Source organism: Ensifer soli (genome assembly GCF_041928815.1).
GTDB lineage: Bacteria > Pseudomonadota > Alphaproteobacteria > Rhizobiales > Rhizobiaceae > JBHFEI01.
Map to the genome: position 1 here is coordinate 16,689 of NZ_JBHFEI010000019.1, position 14,379 is coordinate 31,067.

Sequence of the window (14,379 nt, forward strand, 5' to 3'; positions counted from 1 at the left end):
GTCACCCTTTTCAGGCGATGCCGTCCTCGGCACCGAATTCCTCGTTGTCCAGCGACAGGAAGCGCTGGTGCAGCAGACAGGCGGCGCCATAGGCCGAGCCGAAGTCCGGCTCGGCATCGACCACGATGTCGACCGGCGGCAGCGGCACGCTCTGCCCGGCCGCCATATGCGCGGCGACACGCGCCGCCACCAACGGATAAAGGCCCGCGACCACGCCGCCAAGCACGATCCTGTCCGGATCGATCAGGTGGCGGGCCTGCAGCAGCGCCTCCGCCAGATGCCGGGACCAGGTTTCCGCGAGCGCGACGGCGGACGGCACGCGATCGCGCACCTCGGCGATGAGCGCGGCAAGATCCCCGTCCTGCCCGGTGGCAGCCCGGTACTGCGCGACCAGCGCCTCGCGGCCGATCAGCGCCTCGAGCGGCCGCCCCCCTCCGCAAGGCACCCGCGTGTGGCCGATCTCGCCGGCGAGGCCATGGCCGCCGCGAAAGAGCCGGCCATCGATCAGGACCCCGCCGCCGACGCCCGTCTCGATCAGCAGGAACAGCGTGACGCCCGCCCCGCCGTTGCGGTAGCCGTCGCCGATCGCGAAGGCATTCGCGTCGTTTTCGACGGTGACCGGCATCGGCCGGGGAACGGCGGCACGCGCGATCTCACCGAGCGGCACGTCGCGCCAGCCGATCAGCGGCGCGATCGCGACCACGCCGCCGACGCGGATATGCGCCGGTGTCGCAATGCCGAGCCCCCGGCAGCGGTCGATCATGCCGGGCTCCATCGCCTCCAGCGCCATGGCAAGACCGTTCGCCACCGCGTCGTCGACGGTCGCCGCCGGCGTGTCGAACGCCTGCTTGCGGCGGAGAAGGATCCGCGCGGTCATGTCGATGACGACGGCCGCGAGGTGCTCGACGCCGATTTCAAGCCCGATGAACAGAGCGGCATCCGGAACGAGTTCCAGCATGATGCCGGGACGACCGGCCCTGAGCCGCCCGCCCGTCTCCCTGCCCCCGGTCTCGCGCACATAGCCGCCGCCGGTCAGCGCGGCGACGATCTCGCCGGAGGACGAACGGTTCATGCGAAGCGCCCGCGCCAGTTCCGCCCGGCTCGCGCCGCGGCTGAGATAGAGGGACTGCAGCGCGGCGACGATGTTCGCCTGCCGGATCCTGCGCGGCGAACTGCCTGTCGGTGCCCTGTCGCTCATGCCCCGTCTTCCCAAGCTCCGCCCTGCCCCGGCGTCCGGGCAGGGCGACATGCAGCGCCGACGATCAGGGACGCGCGTTGGTCGCCCGGCGGCGCCGGGCCTCGTCGAGCTTCAGTTCGATATACTGTTTGGCATGGGCGGCAAGGGGGTCGTTCTCGGTCCAGGTGTCGCGCCAGATGGCGCAGGCGAGCGACAGGCTCTCGTCGACCACCGCCGTGGAAAAGCTCTCGAACACGATGTCGCGCTGGTAGTCGATGTCGAGCAGCGCATCGAACATCCGGTCGAAATCGATGACGCCGTCGCCGAGATAGCCGCGATTGCTCTCGCCGATGTGGAAATAGCCGAGCTTGTCGCCGGCAAGCCGGATCGCGGCGGCCGGATTGGCCTCCTCGATGTTCATGTGGAACGTGTCGAGATGCAGCCGCACGTGATCGGACCCGGTCTCGGCGATGAACTTAAGCCCCTGCGCCGTGGTGTTGAGGAGGTTCGTCTCGAAGCGGTTGACGATTTCGAGCACCAGATCGACGCCGGCGCTCCTGGCGACCTCCGCGGTCTCAGCGATCGCGGCGACGCTGTTGTCCCAGCCGCGCCGGGTCGGCTGGCGATTGTACTTGGTGTGGGCGGAATAGAGAATGCCGCCGAGCTTGTTGCCGCCGATGTCGCGCACGGCGCGCACCGCATCGGCCAGCATCGCCTTGCCGCCGGCGACGACGGAACTGTCCTCGCTCGACACGTCCTTGTCGAGCGGCAGGCCCATCGTCACGCCGATCTCGACATCGAGGGAACGTGCAAGGGTCGCAAGGCGGTCGAGATCGAACCGCTCCGGACGCAGATAGGCGAACTCGATGGTGCGATAGCCATGCTCCGCCGTCTTGCGCAGCGCGGTTTCGAGCCCTTCCTGGGTCTGCCCGCCCGTCCAGACAAAAGAGTGAATGCCAAGCCGGCCCATGATGCGCTCCTCCCTCGCTTTTTCCTCGACCGTGGCGGTAGCAGAATTAGTTTGGAAGAGCAACAAATTTGGAAACCGTCTAAAGAGCCGGCTTTGGGCCGGTAGCCGGCAGTGCGGCGCAATATTCCGAACAGGGCGATGCGAGTGAAAGGCTGACGCCGAACCCGTCTTCCGTTTCGCAGGCTTCCGCGACAAAAAGAGCGGTCGCGCAGCCGGTTTTGTCGGGCGCGGCTCTTGGAACGGAGCGACGCCGCGAGGATGAGCCATTCGAGCCGGATCCGGCCGCCGTCAGGCGGCCGGCTCGGCGGACATCGGGTCAGCGCCGGAACGAGAACCAGCGTCGGCGCGGCGGCTTCGCGGCCTCCGTTTCGGCCTTGCGCGGAGCGAAGACGGCGACGCTCGACTGGTAGACGATGGCCGGATTGTCGGCGGCGTGCGTGCGGACCGAATCCTCCGCGCCGGTGTCGAGAACGCGGCTCCATTCGGTCACGCCGTTGACGGGAGGCAGGTCGAAGGCGCAGTCCCCGCCGGCATTGAAGACCATAAACAGCTGGTCCATCGCCTGCGTGTCGGTCGAGCCGATGCTCTTCGCCAGGCAGACGCCGAGCACGCGGAGATCGCCGTTCGCCCAGCTTTCCTCGTCCATCGCTTCGCCGTTCGGCTTGAACCACGCGATCTCGACGCGGCCGTCCTCACCCGTCTCGCCGGTCAGGAAGCGCTCCTGGCGCAGGACCGGATGGGCCTTGCGGAAGGCGACGGCGTCGCGGCAAAAATCGAGGAAGGGATCGTCGCGCCCGGTCCAGTCGATCCAGCCGATCTCGTTGTCCTGGCAATAGGCATTGTTGTTGCCGCCCTGGCTGTTGCCGAGCTCGTCGCCGCCGACGATCATCGGCACGCCCTGGCTCAGCATCAGCGTCGCGATCATGTTGCGCCGCCGCCGGGCCCGCGCCGCGTTGATGTCGGCATTGTCGGTCGCGCCCTCGGCGCCCATATTGTCCGAGTGGTTGTTCGAATGGCCGTCGCGATTGTCCTCGCCATTCGCCTCGTTGTGCTTGTCGTTGAAGGAGACGGTGTCCATCAGCGTGAAGCCGTCATGGGCGCCGAGGATGTTAATCGAGGAGGTGGCGCCGCGGTCGGAATGGTTGAACTGGCGCGCCGAACCGGTCAGCCGCTCGGCGAGCTTCGACACCAGGCCGCCGTCGCCCTTCCAGAAGCCGCGCACGTCGTCGCGATACTTGTCGTTCCATTCGCGGAAGGGATGCGGGAAGCCGCCGACCTGGTAGCCGCCCTCGCCGACGTCCCAGGGCTCGGCGATGAGCTTCACGCCGGCGAGCATCGGATCCTGCCGGATCGCGTCGAAGAAGCCGCCCTCGCGATCGAAGCCGACATGGGCCTCCCGGCCGAGCGTGCTGGCAAGGTCGAAACGGAACCCGTCGATATGCATGACGCCGACCCAGTAGCGCAGGCTGTCGAGCACCATGCGCATCACCATCGGATGGGCGACGTTCAGCGTGTTTCCGGTGCCCGTCGTATCATAGGTATGGCGCTTGTCGTCGGGGGAGAGCAGATAATAGCTGGCATTGTCGATGCCGCGGAAGCTGAGCGTCGGCCCGCGCTCCGATCCCTCGGCCGTGTGATTGTAGACGACATCCATGATCACTTCGATGCCGGCGGCATGGAAGCGGCGGACCATGGTCTTGATTTCCGTGATCTGCGAGGACGACAGGTAGCGCGACTGCGGCGCGAAGAAGCCGAGGGTCTGGTAGCCCCAGTAGTTGCGCAGATCCTTCTCGACCAGATAGCGATCGTCGACGAAGGACTGGATCGGCAGCAGTTCGACGGCGGAGACGCCGAGCTTGACGAGATGGTCGATGATCGGCTCGCTGCACATGCCGAGGAAGGTGCCGCGAAGCCGCTCCGGCACCTGCGGATGCGTCATCGTCATGCCGCGCAGATGAGTCTCGTAGATCACGGTGTCGGTCCAGGGACGGCGGATCGCCTGGTCGCCGTCCCAGTCGAAGGCCGGGTCCTGCACCACGCCCTTGACCATGAACGGGGCGCTGTCGCGCTCGTCGAAGCTGAGATCGTCTCCCTCCGCGCCGATCGTGTAGCCGTAGAGCGCGTCGTCCCAGACGATGTCGCCGATCACCTGCTTGGCGTAGGGATCGAGCAGCAGCTTGTTCGGGTTGAAGCGATGGCCGTTGCCGGGGTCATAGGGCCCGTGAACGCGGTAGCCATAGACCGTGCCGGGACCGAGCCCCTCGATGTAGCCGGACCAGACGTCCCCCTCGCGCTTCGGCAGCGGCAGCCGCGCCGTCTCCGTCTTGCCGTCCTTGGTGAAAAGGCAAAGCTCCACCTTCTCGGCATGCGCGGAAAAAAGAGCGAAATGGGTCCCCTGGCCGGTATAGTCCGCCCCAAGCTCCGGTTTGAGGAAATCGAGTTCCGAAAAGGATACAGTCATGGAAGGCCACCCCCTGCGTCGTGGATCGTGACAGGGTCGCGCCGCGCAGGCATCCGGTTCGGGTCACGTGATTTCACGCAATCCCCCGGTGTCGCCCATGCCGCCCCCATCTTTTTGTGCAACGCCGCATTCCCGCAAAGGTTCCTGCCGGCCACCAAGAATCACGCCGGGTCGCGTCGGCCGCGAAAGCGGCTGCCTGGGGCGGAACAAACAGGACGGCAGGGGATTTGGTAACGGTCCCGCCTTAGAGGAGATCGCCAGCATGCGCGCCGAAGCGTCGCTGACCGCCCCGCCCCCCGAACCCTCCGCCGCCACGACCATCCTCCCGGCCTGGGGGCCGGCACCCCTGCCGGACGGCGCCTGGCGCTTCCGGCTCTGGGCCCCCTCGCAGCCCTCCGTCGACCTCGTCCTCAACGGCGAGATCCATCCGATGCGGCAATCGGCCGATGGCTGGTACGAATTCGTGACGGTGCACGCACGGCCGGGCGACACCTACCTGTTCCAGCTCGCGGACGGAACGCGCATGGCCGATCCGGCCTCGCGCCTCCAGGCATTCGGCGCGACCGGCCCCTCCGTCGTCGTTGCGCCGCGGACCTACCGATGGACGCAGGAGAACTGGCGCGGACGGCCCTGGAGCGAAACGATCCTCTACGAACTCCATGTCGGCACGTTCACGCCCGAGGGAACATTCCGGGCGGCGATCGACAGACTGCCCCATCTCGCATCGACCGGCATCACCGCCATTGAAGTGATGCCGATCGCCCATTTTCCCGGAGAGCGGGGGTGGGGCTATGACGGTGTCCTGCACTATGCGCCGCACACCGCCTATGGCTCCCCGGACGACGTCAGGGCCTTCGTCGATGCCGCCCATGCGCTGGGCATCTCGGTCCTGCTCGACGTCGTCTACAATCACTTCGGGCCCGAGGGAAACTACCTCTCCGCCTCCACGCCGGAATTCTTCCGCAGCGACCGGCCGACGCCCTGGGGGGCGGCGATCGCCTTCCGCCACCGGGCGGTCCGCCGCTACTTCATCGAGAACGCGCTCTACTGGCTCGGCGAGTTCCGCTTCGACGGCCTGCGCTTCGATGCGACGGAAGAGATCGCCGATGACGGACCACGCCACATGCTCTTCGAGATGACGGAAGAGATCCGCGCCGCCTTCCCCGATCGTCAGATCCACCTCATCGCCGAAGACCAGCACAGCCGGCACGGCATTCTCCTGCGCGACGAGGCGGGTCGGGCACGCCATTTCACCGCGGCCTGGAACGACGACCTGCACCATGCCCTGCACGTGATCGCGACCGGCGAGAGCCTCGGCCACTATGCCCGCTATGCGGATGCGCCGGGCGACCATCTCGACCGGGCCACGGCGGAAGGATTTCTCTTTTCGAAGGGCGAGATCGGCGAGGGCGGGCAGGACGCGTCCCATCCGCCGGATGTCCACGTCAATTTCCTGCAGAACCACGACCAGATCGGCAATCGCGGCTTCGGAGAGCGCCTGACCGCCCTGACCGACCCGGCACGACTCGAGGTGCTGACGGCGATGCTGCTGCTCATTCCCCAGGTGCCGATGCTGTTTATGGGCGAGGAGTATGGCGAGACGGGGCCATTCCACTTCTTCGCCGATTATGACGGCGAGCTCGGAGAGGCGGTGCGCAACGGCCGGCGCAAGGAGGCGGAAAATTTCGGCGGCCTCCCGGCGGGCAAGAATTTCGCCGACCTGCCGGACCCGGTGTCGCCGGAGACGCTTGAGCGGTCGCGATTGGACTGGACGCGGGCGGAAACGGCCGATGGCCGTCGGCACCGTGACGAGATCCGGGCGCTGATCGCCCTGCGGCAGGAACATGTCGCCCCGCTGATCGCGAAAGCAGGCCCCGTCGGCACGGAAATCCTGCCGACAGGCGAAGAGGAGACGGCGGTCGACTGGTCTTTTGCCGACGCCCGGCTGCAGATGCGCATGACGCTCGCCGACGAAGGCGCCCTCCTGCCGGCGACGTCCGGCACGGTCATCTATCGCTGGCCACCGCAGGAAGGCGGCGACGTGAACCGTTTTTCCGGCCCCGGCATCCTGGTGGCGCTGGAACACAAACATGGGGAGACAAAGGCATGAGGATCGCGGAAGTGATGTCGCACAGCGTGGAAACTGCGGCGCCGGACGAACCGCTGCAGGCAGTGGCACAGCGCATGGTGGACGCCGATATCGGCTTCCTGCCCGTCGTCGGCGCTACCGGCCTGATCGGGACGGTGAGCGACCGCGATATCATCGTTCGCGCGGTAGCAGCGGGGCATGATGCCTCCCTTCCGGTCGCCGGGATCATGGAGACGGAGAGCATCTCCTGTCTCGACGACGAGGAGAGCAACGCCGTCGCTGCCGGAATGCGGGCGACCGATCGCCGCCGCCTGGCGGTGCTCGACCGCCGCAACAGACTTGTGGGCGTTGTGTCCCTTGCCGATCTCGACCGCGCCAGCGAAGAGGGTGCCGCGTGAGACGCGATACCCTCTCCAGATCGTCGAAAGCGCTTCAAAAACGCCTCATGCCGGCGCGCGATGACTACGGCATCAAAGATGTTCAGAAGAAATGACGGAGAGACTCGTTGGTAGACGGGTGCTCGCCGATGCGTCAGCGCAGCCAGACCTCGATGTCCGACGGCCGGCGGAGCCCGGCCCGGTGCTTGAGATCGAGCTTCTCCCAGGCAAACCGCTTCGCCTCCGCCTCCGCGGCCTCCCGATCCGTATAGGTATCGGGCAGGACATAATCCTTGCCTTCGCAGGACAGAAGAGCCTTTCGGCTGAGAAGGTCGAAATGCAGCTGGATCTTCGCGGGCGACGTCATGTGCTTCCTCCACAACAGGTCTTTTGGGCTCCGAACTCTGCAATCGGCCCGGGGTTCCATGGCGCGTGAAAAAAAGCGGCGTGAGAAAATCTAGGAGGGGCGCGCGGGACAGGGCGGGAGGAACCACGGCGGCCCGGCCCCGTTAGTCTGGGTCCGGTCCTGACGTTCAGGACCCTTGCCTGAAGGAGACCCTAGATGACCTATCATATTGCTGAAGGCGACGGAAACGGCAGGATCGACGTCAACGGCCACGTCCTGCCCGTGTCCTATCACCTGACCGCCGAACGGCAGGGCGGCAGCGGCAGTCGCGTCGCCGTCTCGATCACGCTGCAGGCGCCGCGCGACTGGCTGATCGAGAAAGGTTTCGAGGAAGAAGCGACGCTGATCCGGGGCAATGGCGAGCGCGGTACCGTCCGCAGCGAAGCGGACGTCTCCGCAGAAGACCCGTTGTCGATCCGGCTGGCGGGCGAGGCAGACGTCGCGGACGGCAGCATCGGTCGCACCTTTCCCGAACTGGCATAGCGCAGTCTCCGAGACGAGACAGAAAAATGCCGGCCTTCGGGGCCGGCATTTTTGTTCGAATCCATTGGTGTTACTGGGCCGGAGCGACCGGGGCGGTCTGCTGCGACTCGCCACCCGTGCCGCTCTGCGGCCTGGCATCGGTGGTGGTGCCCGGAACGGTACCCTCGACAGTCGCGTTGCCGGGCGTCGTCGTGTCGGCCGGCGGGGCGACCTGCTGGACCTGGGTGGCCGGGTCGTTGTCGATGCTCTCGCCCCACATCGCCGCGCCGGCCCAGGCGATCGCGACAAGGACGAGGCTTGCGATCAGGATCCTGAGGACGGGAATGCCGGGGCGGCCCTGCCGTGCTTCCTTCGCCGAAAACTCGTTTCGCTCCGCCTCATGCGTGCGGTCCGCATAATGTGCCATGGTCTGTCTCCTTCATCTCTGGTCTTTCGGCCTTGCGACCCATGTTCAGACAACGGCGCGGGCATCTGGAAAGTTCCCCTGCCGTGCCCCGGGGCGGGGATCCGGGAGCGGCCTCCTCAAGCCCGCACCTTCCCGACCGGCGGAGATGATCCGGCACCGCCGGAACATTCGGACAGGTGATCCGTTGTCCGATCTTGCCCCCTTCAACGCCATGGACCAGAATGCCCGACGCACCTTCGTCCTTTCCCTCCTCGACCTATCGCGTGCAGTTCCGCAACGGCGTCGATTTCGACGCCGCCATTGCGCTGCTGCCGCATCTGACAAGGCTCGGCATCTCCCATCTCTACGCCTCGCCGATTTTCACCGCAGTCAGCGGTTCGACCCATGGCTATGATGTGGTCGACGCCAATGCCGTCGATCCCGTCCTTGGAGGGCTGACCGGCTTCGAGAGGCTGGCGGAGGCCTGCCTAGACGCCGGCATCGGCATCATCCTCGACATTGTCCCCAACCACATGGCGGCGAGCCTCGAGAACCGCTGGTGGTACGACGTGGTGAAGAACGGGACGGAGAGCGCCTATGCCCGGCACTTCGACATCGACTGGTCGGAACGGCTGACGCTGCCCTTTCTCGGCGCCCCCTTCGCCGAGGAGGTTGAAGCGGGCCATGTGCGGCTGGCCCTCGACTGCGACAATCGGTGCCTTGCCTTCCGCTGCTACGACACCCTCTATCCCCTCACCCCGGCGAGCTGGCCGATCGCGCTCGAGCGCCTGAGCGACGGCATCGGTGCCGGAGACTTCGCCCTTCTTCGCCATGACGGCGCGATCGCCGCCGGGATCAGCGCGCTTCCGGAGGAGGCGCGGCTTCGCCTCGACCGGGCCTTCGAGCGCCTGTCGCAGGACGGCGACCGGATGGAATCGATCCACCTTTTGCAACCCTATGTCCTGACCTCCTGGCGGACGGCGCGCAAGAACCTCTCCTTCCGCCGCTTCTTCGAAATCACCGGGCTGGTCGGCGTCCGGGTCGAGGATGCCGCCGTCTTCGACGATACCCACCGTCTCATTCTCGATCTGGTCCGGCGCGGCCTCGTCGGCGGATTGCGCGTCGACCATGTCGACGGTCTCGCCGATCCGGCCGCCTACCTCGCGCGCTTGCGCCGGGAGGTAGGCCCCGAGGTCTGGATCGGGGTGGAGAAGATCCTGGAGCAGGACGAGGCCCTGCCGCCCGACTGGCCGGTCGAAGGCACGACCGGCTACGAGGTGATCACGGCGTTGGCCGACCTCCTGGTCGATCCCGCCGAGAACGGGCGGCTCGACGCCGCCTTCCAGACCCTGCGCTCCGAACCGCGCAGCCATGAGGCGCAGATCCGTGCCTGCAAGGAACGGATGCTCGCCGAGAACTTCGAGGGCGAGGTGGCACGACTGGCGCGCCTCGGCGCAGCCATGGCAGGAGACGCCGGCGAGACGCTGACGGATGCGGAGGTGGCGCAGGCCATCCGCGCGCTGATCGTCGACCTGCCGGTCTATCGCACCTATGCGACGGAAAGCGGCATCTCGGCGGCCGACCGCCGGCTCGTCGACGGCATCGCCTCGACGGCGCTGCGCGCGGCGAACGAAGAGGGCGAGGCCGCCGCGATCGCCTTTCTCCAGGTCATCCTCCAGCACCCCGTGCCTGGTATCCATCCGGGTGACCTTTCAAGGTTTCGCGCCCGTTTCCAGCAGTTGAGCGGGCCGGTGATGGCGAAGGCGGTGGAGGACACGTTCTTCTACCGCCATACGGGCTTCCTCGCCCTGAACGAGGTCGGCGGAACGCCCGCGCGCCCGGCGGGTGGCGTGGAGGCCTTCCACGCCTTCATAGAGCGCCGCGCGAGGGAGATGCCGGCCGGGCTTTCGGCGACCTCGACCCACGACACCAAGCGCGGCGAGGACGCCCGCGCCCGCCTCTATACGCTCAGTGAGGCGCCTGAGACATGGATCGACGCGGTGACGCGCTGGACGATCATGAACAGCGCAAGGGTACGGGGCGCACGGCGCGACCTCGACACGGAATGGCTGCTTTACCAGAGCCTCGCCGGCGTGTGGCCCGTCTCGGGCCCGCCGGCGGACACGGAACTGCCGGACCTTGCCGACCGCCTGAAGGCGTTCATGATCAAGGCATTGCGGGAAGGCAAGGAGAAGAGCGACTGGGCCGCGCCGGACGAGGAGCGGGAAATCGAGCTCGGCAACCGCGTCCTCGACATGCTGTCCCCGGGAAACGAGGCCTTTCTTGCCGATGTCGACCGGACACTCCGCCCCTTCATTCGCGCCGGACTCGTCAATTCGCTCGCCCAGACGCTGGTCAAGCTGACGGCGCCCGGCATTCCCGACATCTACAACGGCGCGGAAGGCCTCGACCTGTCGCTGGTCGATCCCGACAACCGCAGGCCGGTCACGCCGGTGGCGACGCCGGCCACACCGCCGCCACTGGACGACCTGCGCAACGTCGCGGCTTTCAAGCAGTGGCTGATCTCACGCGTGCTTCCGCTCAGGGCGGGCGAGAAGGGCGACATCTTCCGCGGCGGCTATCGGCGCCTGTCCATTGAAGGGGACCCTATCGATGGGGACGGGGCAGCCCATGCCGCAGCCTTCCTGAGGCAGGGAGACACGGGATCGGCGATCACGATCGTGCCGCGTCTCGTGCTGAAGGGTCTGGCACCCGGCAACGGCCTGAGACTGGATCCCGACGTCTTCGGCGATGCGAGCCTCGTTCTTCCCGCAGACTGCCGGAACGCCGCCCTTCGGGATGTCCTGACAGGGAAAGTATGGCAGGGCACCGCAACGCTGAGGATCCGGGATCTCCTGTCGGACCATCCCGTCAGCCTTCTCCTGTCGCAATAGGGTGAACGCCGGGATCGGAGCGGGGCTACCGCGCCCGCGGGCGGACGCTTCTGCGCGCTCTCCACCCGGCGTAGCGGTTAAACCCCTGGAGCCGCGCAATGGTTCCGCCTTCACGTCTCCGAGACCATGCCGGGGGAGCCGGAACAAAAGCATCGACGCGCGGTTGAGACCGGTCTTACAGGAGACCGGATTCCATGACGGACGACCCTTCTCGCACCACGCGCCTCTTGCCCTGCGCGTCGACGGATCCTTGGCAGGAGAGCGGACGATGAAAATCCTCTCCGTCGCTTCGGAAATGTTCCCGCTCGTCAAGACGGGCGGGCTCGGGGACGTCACCGGCTCCCTGCCGCTTGCCTTATCGAGGGACGGCATCGAGATGCGGACGATGCTGCCGGCCTATCCGGGCATGCTCGCGAAAGCCGACGCCTGCGCCTGCCTCGGCACGTTCCGGCTTCTCGGAGAGGAGGCTGCCCTGTTCGCCGCGCATGCGGCCGGCCTCGACCTCCTGCTCCTCGACGCGCCCGCCCTCTTCGATCGCGACGGCGGCCCCTATGCCGACGCGACAGGGCGTGACCACGCCGACAACGACCGGCGTTTCGCCGCATTGTCGCTGGCGGCGGCGGAATTCGCCGAAGGGGCGCTCGGCGGCGGCTGGCGGCCGGACCTCGTCCACACCCATGACTGGCAGGCCGCCCTCACCTCGGTCTATCTGCGCCACCGCCAGAAAAGCCGGCTGCCGGTCATCCTGACCATCCACAATCTGGCTTTCCAGGGACAGTTCGCCTTTTCCCGCCTGCGCGATCTCGGCCTGCCGCCGGAGGCCTTTTCCACCGACTGCCTCGAATATTACGGCGATGTCAGTTTCCTCAAGGGCGGCATCCGGACGGCGGATGCGGTCACGACCGTGAGCCCGACCTATGCGCGCGAGATCCTCGGCGCCGGGCTCGGCATGGGCATGGAAGGCGTTCTCGCCGATCGCCGCGATGCGCTGACGGGCATCGTCAACGGCATCGATCCCGACGTCTGGAATCCGGCGACCGATCCGCATGTGCTCAGCCGCTATGACGGTCGCACGATCGAGCGGCGGCGCATCAACCGCAAACACCTGATCAACGAATTCGGGCTGGCCGACGGTCCGGGCCCGATCTTCTCCGTCGTCAGCCGGCTGACCTGGCAGAAGGGCATCGACCTCGTCATCGAGAATGCCGACAGGCTGGTCGAAACAGGGGGCCGGCTGATCGTCTGCGGCCAGGGCGAACCGGGTCTGGAGGGAGCATTGCGCGACCTCGCCCGTCGCCATCCGGGCCGGATCGCCGCCCGGATCGGCTATGACGAAAAAACGGCCCATCTCATCCATGCCGGGACGGACTTCGTTCTGCAGCCGTCCCGTTTCGAGCCCTGCGGCCTCACCCAGCTCTATGCCCTTCGCTATGGCGCCGTTCCGGTCGTCTCGCGCACCGGCGGCCTCGCCGAAACCGTTATTGACGCCAACGAAGCGGCCTTCGCCCACCAGACCGCCACCGGCATCCAGTTTCATCCGGTCAGCGCGGAACACCTCGGCCATGCTCTGGACCGGGCGGTCGCCCTCTTCTCCACGCCGCATCTTTATCGCCGCGTGCAGGCAAAAGGCATGGAAACCGATTTTTCATGGAAAGCCAGCGCGTCACGCTATGCGCGGCTCTACCGCTCGCTGACAGGACTCCGTGAACCCATTGGTCCCGACGCGCGTGAAATTGCCCCGGCACGGCACTTTTCCTGACGCGATCGGAGCGCGGGTCGCGTCTTCCTTTCAAACCCGGCCACGCCTCCCTTGCGCATGCAGTCGAGCTGACAAAAAAAGCGCCTGCCCTCGAAGCGAAGGCCGGCGCTTTCTCATAAGTGCGATCCGATCAATGCTTTCGCACGCGGTCCGTCGGAATGGACGAAATCGTCGCCGAAACTGGATCGCTGGCGGGAAAACTGTCTTCGAGGCCCGTGTCCAATTCCTCTTCCTGCGTCTGCCTGTCGTCGGCGGCGCGGGCCGAGGGGCGGCCCTTGTCGTCGGATGCCTCGGCGCGGCCGCCGGCAGACTGGTCGTCTGCCTCGGACAGGTCCGCGGTCGAAACATCCGCCAGCAGGCGGCGCGCCTGTTCCACGGCGTTCACGCGGTTGAGATCACCGCCCGCCGCCATGCGAACAGACACGACGTCGCCGCCGTCGCCGACAAATTCCACGGTGAAGCCGTTCTTGCCACCGTTCTCCGGGATGACCTGGGTTCCGATCACATGCATCGAACATTCCTTTCGTAGCCTGTCGCAATCATCCTGTGCGCGCGTTCCGGCCTGAAGCAGCCTGTCGCGCCTCAGCGCCACGAGCGCCAGCGCGACGGCGGGGGCTCCTGATGGCTCGCGCCCAGGAGGAAGCCGACCGCAAGGCCGACGACGCCGGCGAGCGCCACGACGGTCGACAGGCCGGCGGGATGCTGGCGCGCCGTTTCAGCAAGGGCGCTTCCTTCGGACTTCACGTAACCGGCGGCCTGCTTCACGCCTGGCATGGCCGAACGCACCGCACTGTCGGCGCGGTCGCGCAGGTCGTGATAGACGTCGGCCGTCTGAGCCGAAAGCTGCTTCTGCAGCCGCGCGACGTCGCTGCGCAGCGCGGCGATCTGGGATTCGGTATCGGTCTGGGGCATGAGCATCTCCTTCAACTGTCCGCCGTTGAACGAGGTCACACCGCCTTTTGTTCCATCAGGCGCCGGCAGACGACGCCTGGTCGACGACCTCCGCCTCCGGCCGGTCGCCGCCGTCGGCGCGCTCGTGGTGCCAGCGCCCGGCGGCATCCTGATAGTCGATCGTCTCGCTGTCGCCGCCGACCTGATGCTCCGCCGCCGCGATCGTCGCGGCGGCAAGCGCATCGGCATGGGAGGGAAACGTTTCCGAATAGACGTCGTTGAAACGATAGGCCCAGCCGCCGTCATGCGGCACGACTTCATATGTCACCTTGACCATGCGCAGTCCTCTCCCTTGGGCGCGTCGGCTTCGGGCCGTGTCCGTTATGGTGCGCCGGCGTTTCCATGTCGGCCACTATGCCACGACGGCGCCTGAAAATCGACCCTCAGGACCCGGCATCCGCCTGCACCTGTTGGGGCGGCTGCGGGT

At 66.8% G+C, this 14,379-nt stretch carries 13 protein-coding genes; 5 read left to right on the forward strand and 8 right to left on the reverse strand.

Annotated features, from left to right (window positions below):
- Positions 1-10 precede the first annotated feature (10 nt).
- The 3 genes from ACEVQ6_RS20795 to glgX all read right to left on the reverse strand — a co-directional run bounded on the left by ACEVQ6_RS20795 (position 11) and on the right by glgX (position 4,608).
- The gene (locus tag ACEVQ6_RS20795; RefSeq protein WP_374890966.1) at positions 11-1,198 is read right to left on the reverse strand and encodes an ROK family protein; all 1,188 of its coding nucleotides are present in this window, start codon (positions 1,196-1,198) and stop codon (positions 11-13) included.
- 64 nt (positions 1,199-1,262) lie between these two features.
- Complete coding sequence (locus ACEVQ6_RS20800; RefSeq protein ID WP_374890967.1) at positions 1,263-2,147, reverse strand: sugar phosphate isomerase/epimerase family protein; 885 nt, start codon at positions 2,145-2,147, stop codon at positions 1,263-1,265.
- Between the two features lie 316 nt (positions 2,148-2,463).
- Positions 2,464-4,608, reverse strand: coding sequence for a glycogen debranching protein GlgX (gene glgX, locus ACEVQ6_RS20805; RefSeq protein ID WP_374890968.1), 2,145 nt, complete (start codon positions 4,606-4,608; stop codon positions 2,464-2,466).
- 262 nt (positions 4,609-4,870) lie between these two features.
- Between glgX and treZ the strand changes: the two genes are divergently transcribed.
- Both treZ and ACEVQ6_RS20815 read left to right on the forward strand, forming a co-directional pair.
- Positions 4,871-6,718 carry a malto-oligosyltrehalose trehalohydrolase gene (treZ, locus tag ACEVQ6_RS20810; protein ID WP_374890969.1) on the forward strand — a complete coding sequence of 616 codons (1,848 nt, stop codon included), beginning with the start codon at positions 4,871-4,873 and terminating at the stop codon, positions 6,716-6,718.
- A complete protein-coding gene (locus ACEVQ6_RS20815) occupies positions 6,715-7,095 on the forward strand; it encodes a CBS domain-containing protein (protein ID WP_374890970.1) in 381 nt (126 codons plus the stop codon). The genes treZ and ACEVQ6_RS20815 overlap by 4 nt, the downstream gene beginning before the upstream one ends.
- 133 nt (positions 7,096-7,228) lie before the next feature.
- Here the strand turns inward: ACEVQ6_RS20815 and ACEVQ6_RS20820 are convergent, their stop codons facing one another.
- Positions 7,229-7,441 carry a hypothetical protein gene (locus ACEVQ6_RS20820; protein ID WP_374890971.1) on the reverse strand — a complete coding sequence of 71 codons (213 nt, stop codon included), beginning with the start codon at positions 7,439-7,441 and terminating at the stop codon, positions 7,229-7,231.
- 195 nt (positions 7,442-7,636) lie between these two features.
- Here ACEVQ6_RS20820 and ACEVQ6_RS20825 point away from each other — a divergent pair, with 195 nt between their 5' ends.
- On the forward strand, positions 7,637-7,963 hold the full coding sequence (locus ACEVQ6_RS20825) for a hypothetical protein (protein ID WP_374890972.1): 327 nt from the start codon (positions 7,637-7,639) through the stop codon (positions 7,961-7,963).
- 70 nt (positions 7,964-8,033) lie between these two features.
- Here ACEVQ6_RS20825 and ACEVQ6_RS20830 read toward each other — a convergent pair whose 3' ends face one another.
- On the reverse strand, positions 8,034-8,369 hold the full coding sequence (locus ACEVQ6_RS20830; protein ID WP_374890973.1) for a hypothetical protein: 336 nt from the start codon (positions 8,367-8,369) through the stop codon (positions 8,034-8,036).
- 221 nt (positions 8,370-8,590) lie between these two features.
- Here ACEVQ6_RS20830 and treY point away from each other — a divergent pair, with 221 nt between their 5' ends.
- Together treY and glgA are read left to right on the forward strand one after the other, a co-directional pair.
- Positions 8,591-11,242, forward strand: a complete 2,652-nt coding sequence (gene treY / locus ACEVQ6_RS20835; RefSeq protein WP_374890974.1) for a malto-oligosyltrehalose synthase — start codon at positions 8,591-8,593, stop codon at positions 11,240-11,242.
- 268 nt (positions 11,243-11,510) lie between these two features.
- On the forward strand, positions 11,511-13,001 hold the full coding sequence (glgA, locus tag ACEVQ6_RS20840) for a glycogen synthase GlgA (protein ID WP_374890975.1): 1,491 nt from the start codon (positions 11,511-11,513) through the stop codon (positions 12,999-13,001).
- A 130-nt stretch (positions 13,002-13,131) separates the two neighbouring features.
- Here glgA and ACEVQ6_RS20845 read toward each other — a convergent pair whose 3' ends face one another.
- The 3 genes from ACEVQ6_RS20845 to ACEVQ6_RS20855 form a co-directional block, all read right to left on the reverse strand.
- Positions 13,132-13,512 carry a hypothetical protein gene (locus ACEVQ6_RS20845; RefSeq protein ID WP_374890976.1) on the reverse strand — a complete coding sequence of 127 codons (381 nt, stop codon included), beginning with the start codon at positions 13,510-13,512 and terminating at the stop codon, positions 13,132-13,134.
- Between the two features lie 71 nt (positions 13,513-13,583).
- Complete coding sequence (locus ACEVQ6_RS20850; RefSeq protein ID WP_374890977.1) at positions 13,584-13,913, reverse strand: hypothetical protein; 330 nt, start codon at positions 13,911-13,913, stop codon at positions 13,584-13,586.
- A 55-nt stretch (positions 13,914-13,968) separates the two neighbouring features.
- Complete coding sequence (locus ACEVQ6_RS20855) at positions 13,969-14,229, reverse strand: DUF2188 domain-containing protein (protein ID WP_374890978.1); 261 nt, start codon at positions 14,227-14,229, stop codon at positions 13,969-13,971.
- Positions 14,230-14,379 lie beyond the last annotated feature (150 nt).